At 58.4% G+C, this 17973-nt stretch carries 12 protein-coding genes, 2 tRNA genes and 2 pseudogenes; 9 read left to right on the top strand and 7 right to left on the bottom strand.

Going from position 1 to position 17973, the window contains the following annotated elements; all coding sequences use genetic code 11:
- Positions 1-15: 15 nt before the first annotated feature.
- Complete coding sequence (locus tag GSD1FS_RS06290) at positions 16-1170, bottom strand: diacylglycerol/lipid kinase family protein (protein ID WP_155588871.1); 1155 nt, start codon at positions 1168-1170, stop codon at positions 16-18.
- Between the two features lie 209 nt (positions 1171-1379).
- Between GSD1FS_RS06290 and serS the strand changes: the two genes are divergently transcribed.
- Together serS and GSD1FS_RS06280 are read left to right on the top strand one after the other, a co-directional pair.
- Positions 1380-2663 (top strand): serine--tRNA ligase, encoded by a 1284-nt coding sequence (serS, locus tag GSD1FS_RS06285; protein ID WP_155588870.1) that lies wholly within the window; start codon positions 1380-1382, stop codon positions 2661-2663.
- A 74-nt stretch (positions 2664-2737) separates the two neighbouring features.
- A tRNA-Ser gene (locus GSD1FS_RS06280) sits at positions 2738-2822 on the top strand.
- A gap of 84 nt (positions 2823-2906) precedes the next feature.
- Here the strand turns inward: GSD1FS_RS06280 and GSD1FS_RS06275 are convergent.
- From GSD1FS_RS06275 to GSD1FS_RS06255, 5 genes and pseudogenes are all read right to left on the bottom strand, one after another.
- Entirely contained in the window at positions 2907-4505 is a 1599-nt protein-coding gene (locus tag GSD1FS_RS06275; protein ID WP_343030230.1) for an alpha/beta hydrolase family protein, read from the bottom strand.
- 51 nt (positions 4506-4556) lie between these two features.
- A pseudogene (locus GSD1FS_RS06270) lies at positions 4557-5167 on the bottom strand (DUF4125 family protein).
- A gap of 41 nt (positions 5168-5208) precedes the next feature.
- Entirely contained in the window at positions 5209-7212 is a 2004-nt protein-coding gene (locus tag GSD1FS_RS06265; protein WP_155588869.1) for a DUF4037 domain-containing protein, read from the bottom strand.
- A gap of 105 nt (positions 7213-7317) precedes the next feature.
- A pseudogene (locus tag GSD1FS_RS06260) lies at positions 7318-8021 on the bottom strand (LuxR C-terminal-related transcriptional regulator).
- Positions 8022-8025: 4 nt separating this feature from the next.
- The gene (locus tag GSD1FS_RS06255) at positions 8026-9489 is read right to left on the bottom strand and encodes an ATP-binding protein (RefSeq protein ID WP_155588868.1); all 1464 of its coding nucleotides are present in this window, start codon (positions 9487-9489) and stop codon (positions 8026-8028) included.
- Between the two features lie 113 nt (positions 9490-9602).
- On the opposite strand from GSD1FS_RS06255, the gene GSD1FS_RS06250 reads away from it, so the two are divergent.
- The 4 genes from GSD1FS_RS06250 to GSD1FS_RS06235 all read left to right on the top strand — a co-directional run bounded on the left by GSD1FS_RS06250 (position 9603) and on the right by GSD1FS_RS06235 (position 12941).
- The gene (locus tag GSD1FS_RS06250; RefSeq protein WP_155588867.1) at positions 9603-11498 is read left to right on the top strand and encodes a PspC domain-containing protein; all 1896 of its coding nucleotides are present in this window, start codon (positions 9603-9605) and stop codon (positions 11496-11498) included.
- A gap of 6 nt (positions 11499-11504) precedes the next feature.
- The gene (locus tag GSD1FS_RS06245) at positions 11505-12173 is read left to right on the top strand and encodes a hypothetical protein (RefSeq protein WP_155588866.1); all 669 of its coding nucleotides are present in this window, start codon (positions 11505-11507) and stop codon (positions 12171-12173) included.
- A gap of 186 nt (positions 12174-12359) precedes the next feature.
- On the top strand, positions 12360-12566 hold the full coding sequence (locus tag GSD1FS_RS06240) for a hypothetical protein (protein ID WP_210766386.1): 207 nt from the start codon (positions 12360-12362) through the stop codon (positions 12564-12566).
- Positions 12567-12641: 75 nt separating this feature from the next.
- Positions 12642-12941 (top strand): type II toxin-antitoxin system HicB family antitoxin, encoded by a 300-nt coding sequence (locus tag GSD1FS_RS06235; protein WP_210766385.1) that lies wholly within the window; start codon positions 12642-12644, stop codon positions 12939-12941.
- 92 nt (positions 12942-13033) lie between these two features.
- Here the strand turns inward: GSD1FS_RS06235 and GSD1FS_RS06230 are convergent.
- Positions 13034-13106: transfer RNA gene (locus GSD1FS_RS06230), tRNA-Pro, on the bottom strand.
- Between the two features lie 170 nt (positions 13107-13276).
- Here GSD1FS_RS06230 and lysS point away from each other — a divergent pair.
- The 3 genes from lysS to GSD1FS_RS06215 all read left to right on the top strand — a co-directional run bounded on the left by lysS (position 13277) and on the right by GSD1FS_RS06215 (position 17957).
- A complete protein-coding gene (gene lysS / locus GSD1FS_RS06225; protein ID WP_155588864.1) occupies positions 13277-14941 on the top strand; it encodes a lysine--tRNA ligase in 1665 nt (554 codons plus the stop codon).
- Positions 14942-15071: 130 nt separating this feature from the next.
- Positions 15072-16214 (top strand): YybS family protein, encoded by a 1143-nt coding sequence (locus tag GSD1FS_RS06220; RefSeq protein WP_155588863.1) that lies wholly within the window; start codon positions 15072-15074, stop codon positions 16212-16214.
- Between the two features lie 465 nt (positions 16215-16679).
- Positions 16680-17957, top strand: a complete 1278-nt coding sequence (locus GSD1FS_RS06215; RefSeq protein ID WP_246165968.1) for a C45 family autoproteolytic acyltransferase/hydrolase — start codon at positions 16680-16682, stop codon at positions 17955-17957.
- The last annotated feature ends 16 nt before the right edge of the window (positions 17958-17973 follow it).

Here is a 17973-nt window from a genome sequence, read left to right as displayed (position 1 = left end):
GAAATATGGGAAGAGCTAGGAGAGCTGCGGTTTGCCGTTCTTGTCGACCTTGATCGGCTGCAGATTAGCCGTCATCTCGGCATCCTGACCGGGCGCCCGCACGATCAACGCATCATGGTCGACGCTGAAGCGAATATGCTTCGTCGGCGGCAGCATATCGCCGTCGACCTGCGCCGGAACCGCTTTCTGCAAACGCAATTCGGCGCTCAAGCCCTGCACCTGATCAATTTTCGAATGCACCGACAGTGGGCTTTGCTGCGCTTTGCGCGTGATGGTCTGATGCACCACATCGCCGAACAGGTTCATCCAACCGAGCAGACCGCCGTTCGTGTCGATCACCTCGAAATCGAGCAGGCCGTCGTTGAGCGATGCGTCCGGCATAAGCGAGAACATCGGGATCTCGCCGCAATTGCCCGCCATGAATGTGCGGAACTCGATGTCGTTGCGTTCATGCCGTTGACCGCCTTCGTCGGTTATTTCAACGCTGGCATGATATTTGGGGGCGAACAGGTGCTTTGCGCCTGCCACGAAATAGGCGAGCCAACTGATGTTTTTCTTGAGCTGCGGATCGGTGTCGTCGATCATCAGTGCGTCGAACCCGATGCCCGCGATGATCAGGAACGCGTGACCATGATCGTCCTCCGGATGGTCGAGCAGTGTCAGACGCCCGATATCGACCTTGTATGACCCATGCGAAAGCGCAATGAGCATCGCCGCCTCAAGATCTCCGACGGGAATGTTCATATTGCGCGCGAACAGATTGCCGGTGCCGATCGGAATGATGCCCATTGCATGATTCGTGCCGCCCATGGCGCTGGCGACTGTGCGCACCGTGCCGTCGCCGCCCACGGCGATCACAACGTCGGCACCCTCGTTCAACGCTTGCAATGCGCAGGCTCGACCGTCTTTGTCGAGTTGCGTTTCGATGAATGTGATGTCGGTGACGCCACGATCCGCGCAGAACTGCTCGATGAACGCGCGCGTCTCCTTCGCCGTCGGCTTGCTGGGGTTGATGACGAACGCGTAGTGCACGGTGTCGTTGCGACGGTCGTTCTCAAGCTGCTCCACGCGCTTGCGACGCCTATGAAGACGAATGCCGACGGCGATGCCCGCAACGATGATGATGGCGGCGACTATGCACGCGAGAATAATGATCCACTGATTATTCATAGAACTAGCCGACCTTTCTCGGGTGACGCCTTGTGCCGTCGCGACAACAGCAAACTACTATGGTAGCAAATCCGCCGTTCCCGTTCAGTCACGATATCAAAACCAGACGTTCGCGTGCTATTCCCACAGAGATGAGTCCGTTATTCTTTGGCGCGAACACGGTGAGAAAACCGGCGAATCTGTCGGCTTGCAACATTAGAGTTTTGCTTATGCTCGATATTCAATTTATTCGTGAACACCCTGAAGTTGTCAAGGAATCACAGCGCAAGCGCGGCGAGTCGGTCGAACTCGTCGACGAGGTTCTGCGCGCAGACGATGAACGCCGCTCGTCACTGAAGAAGTTCGAGGAAGCTCGTTCCAAGCAGAAGGAGATCGGCAAGCAGGTGGCCAAGGCCGCTCCGGAAGAGAAGGCCAAGCTGATCGCCGAGACGAAGGAGCTCTCCGAACAGGTTTCGTCGTTCAGGGCTAGTGCCGACACCGCCGAGGAACAATACACGACGGCGATGTGGAAGCTCTCCAACATCGTGGAGCCACAGGCGCCGGAAGGCGGTGAAGACGACTACGTGGTCGTCAAGAAGGTTGGTAAGATCCGCGACTTCGCAGCCGAAGGCTTCGAGCCGAAGAACCACTTGGAGCTCGGCGAAGGCGTTGCCGGCATCGACATGAAGCGTGGCGTCAAGGTTTCCGGCTCCCGCTTCTACTTCCTGCGCGGCGATGTAGCTCGCCTGCAGATCGCGATGCTGACGATGGCAGTCGATCAGGCTCAGGAGCATGGCTTCGTGCTGGCGATCACGCCGACGCTCGTGCGCCCTGAAGTGATGCGTGGCACCGGCTTCCTCAACTCGCATGCCGATGAGATCTACCGTTTGCGCGAACCGGATGACGACTATCTGGTCGGCACTTCCGAAGTGGCGCTCGCCGGCATGCACGAGAACGAGATCCTCGACTTGAGCGACGGCCCGCTGCGCTACTGCGGCTGGAGCTCCTGCTACCGCCGTGAGGCCGGCGCTGCAGGTAAAGACACGATGGGCATCATTCGCGTTCACCAGTTCGACAAGGTTGAGATGTTCGTTTACGCGAAGCCTGAAGACTCCGACGCCGAGCACCAGAAGCTGCTCGCGATGGAAGAGGAGATGCTCGGCAAGGTCGAGGTGCCATACCGCATCATCGACACCGCCGCAGGCGATCTCGGTTCCTCCGCCGCCCGCAAATTCGATTGCGAGGCTTGGGTGCCGACTCAGGAACGCTACCGTGAGCTCACGTCGACGTCGAATTGCACGCAGTACCAGGCTCGCCGCCTGAACATTCGCGAACGCGTCGACGGCGGTACGCAGCCGGTCGCCACGCTCAACGGCACGTTGGCCACCACCCGTTGGCTCGTCGCCATTCTCGAAAACCATCAGAACGCCGATGGTTCGATCGAGATTCCGAAGGCGATGCGCCCATACATGGGTGGCAAGGAAGTCATCGAACCACGCAAGTGGGAAGCCTGATTCGCTGCGCCGCGCACTGAGAGCCTGTGGTACCTTGCCATATGCTATACTGGCTCACTGTGCACGACGCACATGGATGAGTGTCCGAGCGGTCGAAGGAGACGGTCTTGAAAACCGTTGACGCGCAAGCGTCCGCGAGTTCGAATCTCGCCTCATCCGCAAACAAATAAGTCCTGTGGAGCATTGCTTCACAGGACTTTTGCTATGTACGCTGTTCCGAGCCAGTCGAACAGCGGCAGGCGGTCAGCCGACCAATCCGAAGAACGCGCCGAGCGTCAACGCGCACAGCACACTCACCGAAAGCAGCGCAACGGTTATCGTATGGCCTTTCGCCAAACGAGTATTGCTCTTCGGCTCATCGCGATCGATGCGCCCGGGACCGTAGAAGAAGAACATGCGCACCCACATCCAACTGTTCATGACGATCAATATCAGGAAACCGCAGCGCAACGCATTCCAGCCGGCGGTGAGCACCGCCGCGTTGTCGGTCAACGACACAGCCGATTTCGCGGCGACGACGAAATACCAGACGAAACCGGCTATCGACAACGGCAACAACACGATGTTCGTGATGATCAGCACTTTCGAAAGCGTGGCGAAACGGTGCACGACAACGCGCCCATTCGCATCCACTGTTTGTGCGGCTTTTCTGCGACGTTGCGCGAACGCCCCGATGCAGCAGCCGACGGTGAGCAGCCAGGAGATCAGGCACACGGCTATAAGCACGAATAGTACGTTCACCGAGCGTATGAGCCCAGGCCTGATGTTGTCGGGCACAGCATATTCCTGATACGGCGTGGAGCCGGCGATCATCGGCGTCTGCCAGTCGGAGGCGGTGGCGCCCGCCGCAATCGAGTTGACCCAATCCTCGAGATTATGCGTGTAGTTCTTCTCCAACGGCAACCCGGGCAACGACAGCGACGAGCCGGTGCGCATCTGGTGGTTGGTGGGGTAGTAGCGCACGACCACGTTCGAATTGCCTACGCTATGCGCATCGGCGAGCAGTTGCTGCGCGCCCTGCTCAATGGGCATCGACGGGTCGATCGTGCCGTAGTTGATCAGCAATGGCATCGTCAGTGAATCGCGGTAGGCGTCGGCATCGAAATCCGCGTACTGCAATCCCAGTGACGAGAAGTTCAAGCTCAGTAAGCGTGGAATGATGTTCACCACGCCGTTCGGCGCACCGATGATGTGGAGGTATTCGGTGGCAGCCATTGCCATCTGTTGACGCCCCGAATACACGGGTGCGGAGGTGAGAATCTGGAAGGCGATCGATTTGTCTTTATGCGTCATCACCGACGCGATCCATGTGCCTTCGGATTCGGCGTACAATCCCACCATCTTCGGGTTCACACCCTTGCATTTGCGCAGCGTGTTCAAGCCGACCAGGTAATCCTCGGCATTCGAATCGTAGTCGCGGTGCAACGCCGAATAGTTGTCGAGACGCTTGTCTTGCACAAGTGTGGTGATGCCCGCCGAAGCCATCGCGCTCGCCAGATCTGCATACACCTCCTCCGCTTTGCCGGTGCCGGCTCCGTGCACGAACACGCACGCCGCACGGTTCGCCGGCGCGCCGACCGGTTCGCGGATGATCGCATTCACCGTTTTCCCGTCGCTTATGGTGAGCGTCGTATGCGTTTCCTTGACTTTGTAAGTGCCCTCCTGGGGAGTGGCTATGCCTTTCGCTTTGATCTGCGTGTTGCTTTCAGCCACCGTCAGATGCGTGGAAAGCGGTTTGACGGACCACTTCGGCTCCATGGCGATGCCCAAACCTGCGAACAATGCGACCATGAGGATTGAAACGCCGAGCGTCCACGCGAATTGCTTCAAGAAATGCTGCACAATAACACTCTACTGTTCACGTGGATTTTCCGTGCCGTCGTTCGCAATGCATTACTGTGCCTGTTCCGCCTCATCGAGCGAGTCGAAGCCGGAGAGCCGCACGGTGTTGCGCACCGTCTGCTCGGTCAGATTCTCTTGTTTGCTTGCCAGATCGTTCACGAACTGCTGATACAGGTCGAGCGTGCGCTGCGAATAGGTGCCCAATTCGCCGCGCAGATACGTTTCGAACGACGTGGATTCCTCGGTGTCTTGCGCGGTTTCCAGCACGCGCATACCCGCGCCGAGGCGAGGGTATCGGTTCACGAAATCGCGCGCCCACGCCAGCTGCTGCGCGATGATACGCTCCTGCTGGGCGACGCGCTGCTCCGAAAGCACCGGCAGATACGGTTCGAGGTCACGCTGATAGATGCTCGGTGCGGTCGACGCCATCATGCGCGCGTATTTTCGGTCACCAAGTTGCGTCCGCTCGCATCCGCCGCCTGCAAATCACTCAGATACGACTCGAGCAGCGGCTGCGGCCACGTGTCGAACTGACTGGCGCGCATGATCTGAAACATCGGCTTGTTTCCTTGGCAATTCGCGCGTCCGCCCTCATTGTTCGTGTGCTGGAACTGGTTCCACTCCTCGTTGATGATCTGCGAAACCAACTGTTGTTCGTTCACTCTGTCTCCTTACAAAAGTTTTGCAAATTGTGTGCGCAGCGCTAGATGCTGTGCAAGCAAGCTGCGGTCGACGTGATATGAGATTCGACATACGGGCGCTGCCATTCAAGGAAACGCTCGTCGCTGTCGGTAAGTCCGAGTTGCTGCAATACGGCGACTATCTGAGCGCAGATATCATCGACATCACGCGTCACCGCATCGACGTTGGGCGCCGCGCCGCGCCCACCCTCGCCGAAGCCGGCGCCGCCGAAGCACGCCGCCGACGCGAGCTGAAGTATGTGCTCGAGCTCGCCGCACACCTGCGGCAACAGGACTGCAGGGCGTGCGGAAAGTCTGCGCAACGCGGCGAAACGCCACTTGTAATACGGCGCATACCCCACACTCGCCGGATTGTTGAGCAGAAACACCAACGATGACGTCGCCTGCGCGAACTCGCTTATCGACAGCCAAGCCGCGGCACCGTCGCCGCGCTGAAGCATGCGCGGCAGATTGTATTGCCCCGCCTGCGAGATCATGCCCAGCCTGCGCGAGATGAGCGACAGCAGCACATCATCCGGCATGCGCAGGAACGACTGACGCGCCGCGGAGAATTTGCCGAGCGCGTCCGCGAACACACGGCCGTTCGTCGCGCTCGCCAGCGTCGCCTCATCAAGGGAGAGCCACAGATGCGGTTCATCTTCTGCCGGAGCGTGCGGCATTCCCGTCAGCTGTTCGAAGAACGCGCCGATTGCGAACACGCCGTCGCGTTTCGCCGCACCCTGCGCGCGCGGAGTCGTCGCGGAACGTGAAACATTGTGAAACACCTGTGGCAGTGCGTCGTAATCTTTCTGCAGCTGTTCGCCGAACGCTTGGTAATCGTCATCAGTGAGCCACAGGCACACGCGCGGTCCGAAATCATGATCACGCGAAATGGCGTCGTCGAAACCGTAGCATTCCGAACCGTGCCCGGCCAATCCCGCTGCGATGCGAGGCATGGCATCCGCATATTTTTCCGCGAGCATCGGCTTGACGACTTCTTGCCAATATGCGCGAGAGAGCTGCAGCCCGTTCTCGTGAACGGTCTGCGCACCGTCTGCTGTGGATTGAGAGGAATCATTGTGCACAGTGCGCTGTGGATGTTCGGAGTCACTCTGCTCACTGTGCGAAGTGTGAATTTGTGGATTATCGTGAGCGCTCGCTGCGAGCTTGCGTTCCGCTTCAGCCAGATTCTCGGCAGTCACACGGTAATAATCGGTGTTCTTGCCATAGCAACGCTCAATAACGGCCAGCGCGTCGCGATACCCGCTGACCGCGGCGGCGTAATCGTGCGCGGCGAAGCACACGTGAGCGTACCCCGCAAGCGCGGACGCATAGTGAGCGCTGCCTTGGGCGTGCGCGTGCTCGTAGATGTCAAGCGAACGTTGCGCCAACGCGCGTGCCTCACGCAATTCTCCCTCAGAGTCAGTCGATTCCGGACTGTCGAGCATCGCCAACGCCAGATTGGTGCACGTCGACGCGATGTCGACGTCGGATTGCGCGTCGACACTGGAATGCTCGAGAATATCGAGCGAAGCGCGCAGTTCGGCAATCGCCTGATCTTTGCGATTCGTTTCGCTGAACAGCATCGAACGGTTGTTATGCAAGGCGGCGAGCCGACGATCATTCGGAGCATAGGTGGCGCGCGCCGAATCGAGCGCCTGATCGAACAGTTCTTGAGCCTGATCGAAATTTCCGGCGGCGCGTTGCGACGTCGCCGCGTTGATCAGCGTCGTCGTCCACGCCTCAGTGCCCTCCAACCCCATGCGAAGCGCGAGCTCGAGCGCACGCTGAATAATCCATTGATTGTCGTCATGCCTGCCTTGCGAACGGTAGAATCCCATCGTCTCGTTGAGCACAGTGAGCAAGCCGCCCCAATCCTCGGCATTCTCGGCGTCGGCCATCGCCTGCTTGAGGTAGTCGTCGGCCTTGTCTTTCGCCGTGTGATTCGCGAACAGGTCGTCAAGACCGGCGAGAAACGCGTTCACATCGAACGTTGCGTGTGGTGAATCCTGAGCGTCTTCGTTCATGCTGTTCCCATCTCAAGTAGAAAAGGAGTTCTGCTTCGAATTCTAGACGCCGAGTGTGCATTCCGCCCCGAGGGGCACGCGCAGGAGTGCGGGAAGTGAGGCAAATCACACAATGTGCCGATCGGCAGCCCACAGCGTGAGCTCGTTGCGGTTCGAGAGCTGCAGTTTCTTCAGCACATTGCTCACATGCGTTTCCACTGTTTTACCGAGATGAACAGTTCGGCAGCCACTTCTTTGTAGGTGTAGCCGCGTGCGATCAAGCGCATGACCTCCTGTTCGCGCGACGACAACGAATCGAGCTCGGCATCATGAATCTCGGACCGTGCTCCCTGAACGCCGCCGGTCGTGTCGCTCAACGGCGCGCCCTGGAACGCGGAAAGCACGAAACCGGCGAGTTTCGGGGAGAACACGGCGTAGCCGTCGGCAACCTGCTCGATGGAGTGGATCAGATCGTTGCCGGTGATCGTTTTCGTCACATAGCCACGCGCACCTGCGCGAATAACCGCGCCGACGTCTTGCGCGGAATCAGACACCGACAGTGCGAGGAACGCGGTGTGAGGGGATTTCGGTTGCGATTTCGCGAGAATCTCAGCACCGCCACCACCGGCACCTCCCGGAACGTGCACGTCGAGCAGCACGACGTCTGGCTTCGTGTCGGCGATCATGTCGATCGCGGAATCCACATCGGCGGCCTGACCGACGATCGTGAAATACGGTTGCAGCGTGGCGATGACGCCTGCGCGGAACATCTCGTGATCGTCTACCACAGCGATGCGCGTCGACTGCTGCTTCGGTGTTGCTGTTGCCATATCTCTACTGCCTCTTCTGTGCTACGTTGGCCGGGGTTGCCTGAGAGCTCTGCTGGGCGGCTGGCTCCGCTTGCAATGGCATGTGCATGCGCACTTCCGTGCCCCAGTTCGGGCGCGACACTATTTCCACTGTACCGCCACGGCGCTTGATGCGACCGATAATCGACTCGCGTATGCCCAGACGTTCCTTCGGAATCGCATTGACGTCGAACCCCTGCCCGTGATCGCGCACGAACAAGTCCACATTGTTGGCGTTCGCCTCGCAATACACGGAAACCGGTTCGCCGCCATGCGTGACCGCGTTGACCATCGCTTGCTTCGCCGCGTCAAGCAGCGCGTCGGTCTGCGCGCTCGGGCGCGCGTCGCCAACCGTCACCACGTCGATCGGCTTGCCGTGCGTGTCTTCGACTTGCGCGGCGATGTCTTGCAAACCAGCGTTCACAGAACGGTCGCTCGTAGTGCGCTCCTGATACAGCCAATTGCGCAGTTCACGCTCCTGCGAGCGTGCGAGCGTGAACACCTGCTGCTCGTCGTTCGCGTGCAATTGAATGAGTGCGAGCGTTTGCAACACGCCGTCGTGCAGATGCGCGGTCATGTCTGCGCGCTCCTCCTCACGCTCTTTGAGCGCGCGCTCCTTGCCGATGTTGCGAATGAGAGTGAGCATCCACGGAATGATCGCGCAGATCGCCGCCAACAGCAATGCCAGGCCGCTGAGTAGTGCGCGCGGGAGCGGAACGGCACCGGTTTGCAGGCTCGACTGGATGACGAACACGAAGAACGCCACGAAAATGAGCGCTTCGCCGATCGCCGTGGCTCGCACCTGCGCACTGCGCGTGTGAAAGTTCATCCACGCTATGCCCACACCAAGCAGGCACAGCATCGCCGGAATATAAGGGCTCTGCGCGAACCGCTCGTTGAAGCTCATCAATGCGGCGATGGCGATAAGCGCCAAACCGACTGCTGCGATGATCGCTGGCTTCGACGCGTTCGACAATGTGCGTTTCGCGGTGCCCAACATCGATTCCGAATCCTGGGATTGTGCAAGCCCAGTGTAGTCATACCAGCTGTTTTGCTCCGCGTCGAGCGTCTGCTGCGTGAACAACGGCACGCCGTTCGCGTCAATGGGAGTGTTGCCCTTGGCCAACGGCGAATTGCGGCCGGTGTGCAGTGCGCGCAGCCGTGCAGCCTGTTGGTGAGGGTCGCCTTCGGGAATCAGAATCCACAGCGCCACGTATGCGAACGCACCCACGCCGAACCAGCAGGTGAGTGCCACGAAGCACAGGCGAATCCAAATGACCGGCACACCCAGGTGCAGGCTGATGCCTCGCGCCACGCCTGCCACCATGCGGCCTTGTTTGGGGCGCATAAGCGGCAGTTTGGCTGGCAGCAACGGGGGAGCGAGCTGCTCGGGCTGCTCAAAGTCCTGCTCGGGCTGTGTGCCAAACGGTTCAGATTCAAACGACTGCATACTTCCATTGTGCCGTCTTTCAGGGAGAAGACTAGGGTGTTACGCCATGAATCAGGGATTTTTAGGGGTGTTCCCTGATGTTTTGCTGAGAATCCGACTGCTGTAATGGAACCATGAGCAACGCAATGAACAATCTGCAGGGGCCGCAAGGTGTGCCACAGGGCGCGCCGCAGTACGGTCAGCCTGCGCAGAACCCAAATAATCCGAACAATCAGCAACCTTCGAACAACAACCCAAACAAAGAATATTCCTTCTTCCGTTGGGTTCGCGAAAGCGGCGTGGAACGCACGAACAACCGTGTGATCGCCGGCGTCTGCGGAGCAATCGCCCAAGAACTCGGCTGGAACGTCACGCTGGTGCGCGTTCTGATGATCGTCGCCGCGTTCCTCGGCGGATTCGGCGCGATCCTCTACGGCATCGCCTGGGCGATCCTGCCTGACGCCGACGACCACGGCATTCTGCTGGAAGACCTCATTCACGGGCACTGGAACTGGTCGTTCATCGGCGTGATCCTGTGCATTCTGGTGTCTGGAGCCATCTACTTCCCGGCCTTCACGCCGCTCGCATGGGTGAACCTCACGCCACTGCTGCTGGCGTTGCTGGTGATGTATCTGCTGATCGACCACGGGCGCCGCCGGTTTCTCCGTCCAGTGAACAATGCGCCGAACGCTGCGCCGAACACCGTGCCAAATAACATTCCTCCGCAGGGCACACAGCCAGTTCAGCAGAGTGCATCGCGCCCCATGCCAGCAGCAGGAGCGCCAACCAATGCACCCTATCGGCAGCAGGCAAACCCTCGTAACGCGACGCAGCAGAACATGCCGTCACAGCATGTGCCGCCTCAGAGCGCGCCATCGGCCATGCCATCCGGCGCGCAAGCCGCCGCAGCGCAAACCGCGAATGGCTACACCTACCAATACCAGTATGCAGGGCGTAACTACGACTACCACTATGAATACAAGCCGAAGAAGCGCCGCAAGCCAGCCGGACCAATTCTCGTGCTGTTCGTATTCGGCTTGATTCTGCTGGGTCTTGGTGCGGTCGCCGCAACCGCGGGCGTATTCTCGAGCCACTTCTCGATGTTGCAGGCCGCGCAATCCGCAGTGCTGTACATCGGCATCGTCTGCTTGGTGCTCGGCGCAATCATCATCGTGCTCGGCTGCATGGGCAGAAGAACTGGCGGCCTGCACCCATTTGCATGGCTCTTCATGTTCCTGGCGGCGCTCGCCATGGTGATGGGCACCGCGTTCGCGGCGGCCAACGCCATCCAGCCGGCGCTGTCTAGCCACTACACGCATATCAACGTCGACAAAACGCTTGTGATCGACTCATCGAAGGCGAACATCAACAAACTGAGCAAGGGCGTGGCGATAACCGGCCAAGGCTACGACAAGTCAACGGTCACGATCGACCTGACCGACTATGCGCGCAACAACGGCAAACACACGGTCACGTTGAACGACGGTTCGACCACCACTACCACATGCCCGGTGGAAGATATTCCGATGACAGTCACCGATGCACGCGTGGTCGTCAAACTCCCATATGGCTGCTCGTGGATATTCCAGGCGTCACCATCATTGCATGACTACGCCGACGAGATCAACGCGCACGATAGTCTGCTCATTTCAAGCATTCCGGTGGGCGCTCGTGCAGACACATTCAACGTGTTCACAGACGAGAACCTGCATTCGGCGTTCGACCTGCAGGTGGGGGATGCCGGCTTGTATGTCGGCGGTTCGGTGCCACCCACAGCCTTCTATCAGGCATACGGCTCCAAGCAGATGCAGCAACTGTGCAACGGCATCAGCGAAAACGACGGCAAGGTCACCGTCAGCAAGAACGCCAACGCCCAAGGCAAGCAGCTCATCGAACACGGCTATTACTGGCCTTGCGCACCGTATGCCGACAAAGCAGCGGATCCCGAGCTGCGCATCGCACCACGCGTGCTGCGCAATGCATCCATCAACGTCGAATACGCCGGCTCGATTCCCGGCTCCAAGGAGTGACACACAATGAGCAACGAACATAACGCACCCGCTGCCGGTCGCGACCAGCATGATGAAGCTGCAACTCAGGAGCTCAACATGGCGGATGCCCAGAACACCACGCAACTCGATACCAAAGAGATCGGGGCGAAAAAACTCGCCGCCGCACCGCATCTCGACAAGCCGCTTTCCGAACAATTCGGGAAGCAGGCCGATCCCGACCCTACGATTCCAATGCCAAAGGTCAGAGCTACGCCAAAGACTACGACAGCAAACTCAACGCCGTCGAAGTCGATTCGCGAATCGGCGCAGGCAAGTGCTGCTCCAACGGCGAGTATCCCTCTTTATCAGTCCAAGGATGCCAAACAGTCTGCAGGCCAACCAGCCGGTGCCGCCAAGCAAAACGACACTCCGAACCAAGGCGGAGCTGGGCGGCAGGGGAGTGCGGTGGAACCGCAACGACCAACCGGTGCCAGCGCGGGAACCATCGTCTTCGGGGTGATCATGCTGTTCATCGGCATCATCACCGTCATCGTCGGCATCATGATGACTTCAACCAACTTCACCATGCCGGCGCTCAACACGATCATCGCCTACTCCACCGCAGGTGCCGGCGTCACGCTCTCACTCATCGCCATCATCTGGGGCATCGTGGGGCACACGCGCAACACGCGTCGCAACGAGCACAACGAGTAAGAACAAAAACTGTAAGAACAGCAAGAGCAAGAGAAGGAGCCGCCTATCGCAACATCAGTTTGCCTTTACTCAATCTTCACCCTGAGCGTGCCCGCACAGTACTGTGCGGGCACAGCTTGTTCAGTAGGCATACAAAAGCTTTGTGTTCGAGTTGAACCAGAACATAATGGTGGCTATAATGCCACTATGACACAGTTTGAGAAAATATTGGCGAAGATGCGGGCATCGCCACAGAGCATACGCTTCGATCAGCTGTGCCTGGTGTGCGAGCATTATTTTGGCAAGCCCAGAAATAAATCAACGTCGCATCACTTTTATAAAACACCATGGGCAGGCGATCCTTTGGTCAATATCCAAGCTTCGAAAACGGTAAAGCCAAGCCATATCAGGTGAGGCAGGTCATCGAGGCGATCGACAAGTTGGAGAGTGGTAAGCATGAATAAGGAAAGCAATAAATACACATATCGTGTGGCATATTCTCCCGAAGACGAGCAGTTCGTCGGCACGGTGCTTGAGTTCTCGTCGCTGAGCTGGCTCGACGATTCTCCGGTTGCGGCGCTCAATGGCATTCAAAAAGTAGTCGATGAGGCAATCGACATACTTCGAGCCGACGGGCAGGAAGTGCCGCAACCATTCTCCGCTCGACACTATTCGGGTAAATTCACCGTTCGCATTCCGCCGGCCACGCACCGCAGGCTCGCCATAGAAGCGCAGGAACAGCACATCAGCTTCAATCGACTGATCTCAGAGAAACTCAATGCGGCTTGACAGATGGTTACAGCGCACCTTACTGAATAGGAAAGCACGGCTTGGGTGAAAATGAATGAGGGTTCCCACCATGCGGTGGAAACCCTCTCGCGTCGGCTGGCGAGATTTGAACTCGCGGCCTCTTCGTCCCGAACGAAGCGCGCTACCAAGCTGCGCCACAGCCCGATGTTGCTTTTTGACAACAGATGATATTTTATGCGTAAATCTCAACTATGCAAATCACGGCGTGTCTCTTTTATGATCCATTATCTGCCGTTTGCGTTGATATGCATGGAATCCTAGCGATGCAATTAATAATTCTATAGTGTAGAACGGGCAGATTACACTGGGGCGCTATGACTGAAGCGAATGAAACCCCTGAGATCATTATTGAAGAAGATGAGAACCTCGCGCCTGCGATGAGCACCGTGGAGCGCGCGGAGATGCTCCTCAACCAAGACAAGGCGATTTTCGACCGTGTGCAGGAAGGTGCGTCACTCGACGACGCCGTGGATCCATCGAACAAGGAATTCGGCCCACTCGCACACTCCGAGCAGGTGCAGACGCGCGTCGCCAAGCGCGCGATGATGCTCAAAGACGGCATCAATCCATACCCGGTGTCGCTTGACATCACCACGACGATCGACGACGTGCGTGCCAAGTATGACGGCAAGCTCGAAGCAGGCGCCGAAACCGATGACGTGGTGGGCATCGCAGGTCGCGTGCTGTTCATTCGCAACGCTGGCGGCCTGTGCTTCGTGCAGCTCGCGGCGGGAGACGGCACCACCATTCAGGCCATGCTTTCGAAGAAGCAGATCGGCGCCGACTCGCTCAAGCAGTTCAAGCAGCTCGTTGACCTGGGTGATCATCTGTTCGTCAAGGGCCGTGTGATCGCGTCGAAGACCGGTGAGCTCTCGGTGTTCGCCGACGAATGGGCAATCGCGGCCAAGGCGCTTCAGCCGCTTCCGACGCTGCACAAGGAACTCAATGAAGACACCCGCACGCGTAAGCCATACATCGGCATGATCGCCGACGAGAAGATTCGCAACATGGTGCGCAACCGTTCCAAGGCCGTCGCCTCGCTGCGCCGCACCTTCGACGATCACGGGTTCCTCGAGGTTGAAACCCCGATGCTGCAGACGATTCATGGTGGCGCTGCGGCTCGCCCGTTCACCACGCACATGAACGCCTTCGACCTCGACCTCTACCTGCGCATCGCACCGGAGCTGTTCCTGAAGCGCTGCCTGGTTGGTGGCATCGAGCGCGTGTTCGAAATCAACCGCGACTTCCGCAACGAAGGCGTCGACGCCACGCACGCCCCTGAGTTCACGATGGTCGAAGCTTATGAAGCCTACGGCAACTACGACACGATCGCCAAGCTCGTCAAAGAACTCATTCAGAAGACGGCCATCGACGTGTTCGGCTCCACGAAGGTGACGCTGCTCGACGGCACCGAATACGACTTCGGTGGCGAATGGAAGCACATGAGTATGTATGACTCGCTGTCGGAAGCGCTCGGCAAGGAGATCACGCCGGAAACCTCCGTCGACGAACTCGGTGCCATCGCCGACCGTCTCGGCGTGGAACGCGACGAAGTGGAGAACCACGGCAAGCTCGTCGAACACCTGTGGGAGCACTTCTACGAAGACAAGCTCTATGAGCCTACCTTCGTGCGCGACTTCCCTGTGGAGACCTCACCGCTCGTCAAGGCGCACCGCAGCAAGCCGGGCGTCGTGGAGAAGTGGGATCTCTACGTGCGCGGCTTCGAACTCGCCACCGGCTACTCCGAGCTCAACGACCCAGTGGTGCAGCGCGAACGCTTCGTGGCACAGGCCAAGGACGCGCTCGCAGGCGACGCCGAAGCCAGCGACATCGACGAGGACTTCCTCGAGGCGCTCGGCGTTGGCATGCCGCCGGCAGGTGGCATGGGCATGGGCATCGACCGACTGCTCATCGCACTGACCGGCGCCACGATTCGCGAGACGATCACGTTCCCGCTCGTCAAGCCGCTCAACAACTGACGCAATTCTTTTCGCAACGGATCGGCACCGTCGAGCTTGCACACGCGATGTAAACGTGTGTTGGCTATGATGGTGCCGATCGTTGTATTTCAGGCGTGCTTGCGCATGCCCGACCCATGTAAGGATGAGTATGAATCCGAATGACAACAACGCTGCCGACAACAGCCAAAGTGCTGCTCCGCAGCCAGCCCAGCCTCAGCAGGCCGCACCGCAGCCTCAGCAAGCGGCTCCGCAACAGCCGCAACAATCCCAGAACGTGCCACCGGCAGCTGCGCCGAATGCCGCTCCAAACGCTGCACCCAATGCGCAGTATGCGCAGAACCAGCAGGCGCCGCAGTTCAATCAGCCGCCTCAGCCTCAGCAGGCTCCTGTCGACGTGAAAGAGTCGGTGAACAAATTCGCGGATTCGATGGGTAAGCAGCACATTCGCATCGGCAACTATGACATTGCCTACGGCAATCTGGTCACGGCGGTGGGCGCAGTGCTCGCCATCATCGGCCTGTTCCTGCCGTTCGCCGGCGTGAATATGTTCAACGCATCCGTTTCCGTTTCTCTGATGCCGCACGGCATTGGTTGGGTACTGCTGTTTGGCGCAATAGCAATCGGCGTGCTCGCCGTGCTGCGCCAGGAGATCGCAGCGCTCACCATCACCATCATCTACGCGTTGCTCGTCATCTATGAGATCGCCAACGCCGGCAGCAGCTTCGGCAACGTGAACGCCTATTCGTCATATATCAATGTCGGTGCAAGCTATGGCGCAGGCATGTGGCTGCTGGTCATCGCCATCATCGTCATGCTCGTCGGCACCATCGTCGCGTTCTACAACGCACAGCGCGCAAAGAAGGCGGCTGCGCAGAATCCGCCGGCAAACCCGGCATTCGACAGCTCGTATCAGAACAACGGCTGGCAGTTCGGCGTTCCTGCGCAGCAGCCGCCGAGCAATGTCGACAACAGCAATTGGCAGTTCGGCGTGGAGAACCCGGCTGCCGGTGCACAGCCTGCAGCTCCGCAGCCCAACGCTCAGCCAGTCCAGCCGAATCAAGCGCAATGGCAGGCTCCATTCAATCAGCCTGCTCAGCCTACTCAGCCTACTCAGCCAGCTCAGCCGGTGCAGCAGGCGCAGCAGGCAATGACGCAGCAGCCGGCCGCCCCACAGCCTCCGGTTCAGCAGCCTCAGTCGGTGCAGCCGGCTCAGCCAGTGCAACCGACGGAACAGCAGACCGCCGCACAGCAGTCGCAAGATGCGACTCAGCAGCACAATGAGCAGGATTGATCTATAGCTGATCAGCATTTCGAGCAGGGTCTTCCCGCGTAGTTTTGCGCGGGGAGACCCCTTCTGTTGCGGTGTTGCTGGCAAATATCAACCAAGTAGTAGACGTTCGTTGCAGACAGTGTGCATAGAAATGCCCTGAACCTGAACTCTGGCAGCGCAGAAAAGAACCGCTATAAAGTTACGGCATGTCACGTTCTCAGCAATAAGCAAACGTTGTCATAATATTCTACTTTTTAAAAATTTCGAATCAACAAATAATATTAAATTTTTCTTCAAAATAACTGTTCTCTGTTCCGCTCGCAGTGTATCTGCCAAGAGTCAAAGAAAACCAATCGCAACCCCAGTTTTTCTAAGGTGAAACCAGTTTCGAGGAAAGGGGCTGCACATGGCACAACTCAATGCTGAACAGCAAAAATTATTGCCAAAGCCTCGCTGGAAAATATCAACGGGTGGAAATACCTGAGCTTGGAGGGAAGCCCGTACGAAATCGGTTTTCAGCACGGGTATTTGCTCGCGGACGAATTCGCGGATGCAGTGCGCGTCTACACATATATGACACTTGAAAACACGGGTATGGAATACTCGTTCTTCGCCAAGCAAGCCGTCAAAATGCACAAGAGCAGGATTCCAGAGGAATACCTCGAGGAAATGCAGGGAATGGCAGATGGATTTACCGCTAGGGGAGTGGCGACGTCGCTGGATGACGTCATCGGTTGGAATGATTGGATGGAACTGACCGAGTACTGGTGGCCGCAAGTGGCGCCGAAGTACTCGAATAACCCGCCGATAGGTCCGCGTGGCTCACATTGCTCGGCTTTCGTGGCCACCGGCGAGGCGACAGCAGACGGCCGACCGGTGATCGCGCACGAAAGTTTCGCCGAGTTCTGGAGCGGACAATATTTCAACGTGTGCGAGCGTGTGAAACCGAAACGTGGCAACAGTTTCATCATGCAAACAGTTCCCGGGTACATCGCGTCGATGACCGACTTCACCATCACATCCGCAGGTTTGGGCATCGCCGAGACGACGATCGCCGGTTTCATCGGCTACGATGCCAGCGGTGTTCCCGAATTCGTTCGCGCACGCAAAGCCGCGCAATATGCGGGCAGTATCGACGAGTGGGTGAGCCTCATTAACAAGCGGAACAATGGCGGTTGCGCAAACATTTGGCTGCTTTGCGATGCGAACACCAATGAGATCGCCCGCTACGAGCAGGGACTCAAGCATCAGGAGCTGCTACGCGCATACTACGGTTTCTATTATGGTTGCAACGCTTGCAATGATCCGCGTATTCGCAATCTCGAATGCGCGGATAACGGGTACAGCGACATACGCCAGCAAACGGGCGCGCGGCGTGCGCGGTTCGAGCACCTGCTGCCGAAAGTGTTCGGAACCATTGATGACAACGTTGCCAAACGCATTCTTGCCGATAAATACGACCCGTACTTGGGGTATGTCAGTCCGAGTTCGCGCAACATCTGCGCGCATTACGACGTCGACCCGCAATACTTCGCCGACGACCCGCGCGGCGTATGGAACGTGCCGTTCTTCCCGGGCGGCTCATGTGACGGCAAATGCGCCGACGCCTCCGACATCAAGGCGATGCGCATGTGGGGCAGAGCCGGACGTGCCGACGGCGAGCCGTTCGACGCCGAAACGTTCATGGAAGAGCACCCGCAATGGAATTGGCAGAAAGGCTACCTGCGCGATCTGCCGAGCCAGCCGTGGACGCTCCTTGAATAACACTACGGAATAACAC

It is taken from the genome of Bifidobacterium canis, assembly GCF_009727065.1.
Lineage (GTDB): Bacteria > Actinomycetota > Actinomycetes > Actinomycetales > Bifidobacteriaceae > Bifidobacterium > Bifidobacterium canis.
Note: the sequence above shows the minus strand (reverse complement) of the source record. Positions and strands in the feature narration are given on the sequence as shown.

Bases quoted from the DNA above. Each gene is read 5' to 3' on its own strand.
- GSD1FS_RS06290 (WP_155588871.1), bottom strand. From the start codon at position 1,170: ATGAATAATCAGTGGATCATTATTCTCGCGTGCATAGTCGCCGCCATC.
- serS (WP_155588870.1), top strand. From the start codon at position 1,380: ATGCTCGATATTCAATTTATTCGTGAACACCCTGAAGTTGTCAAGGAA.
- GSD1FS_RS06265 (WP_155588869.1), bottom strand. From the start codon at position 7,212: ATGAACGAAGACGCTCAGGATTCACCACACGCAACGTTCGATGTGAAC.
- GSD1FS_RS06255 (WP_155588868.1), bottom strand. From the start codon at position 9,489: ATGCAGTCGTTTGAATCTGAACCGTTTGGCACACAGCCCGAGCAGGAC.
- GSD1FS_RS06250 (WP_155588867.1), top strand. From the start codon at position 9,603: ATGAGCAACGCAATGAACAATCTGCAGGGGCCGCAAGGTGTGCCACAG.
- GSD1FS_RS06245 (WP_155588866.1), top strand. From the start codon at position 11,505: ATGAGCAACGAACATAACGCACCCGCTGCCGGTCGCGACCAGCATGAT.
- GSD1FS_RS06240 (WP_210766386.1), top strand. From the start codon at position 12,360: ATGACACAGTTTGAGAAAATATTGGCGAAGATGCGGGCATCGCCACAG.
- lysS (WP_155588864.1), top strand. From the start codon at position 13,277: ATGACTGAAGCGAATGAAACCCCTGAGATCATTATTGAAGAAGATGAG.
- GSD1FS_RS06220 (WP_155588863.1), top strand. From the start codon at position 15,072: ATGAATCCGAATGACAACAACGCTGCCGACAACAGCCAAAGTGCTGCT.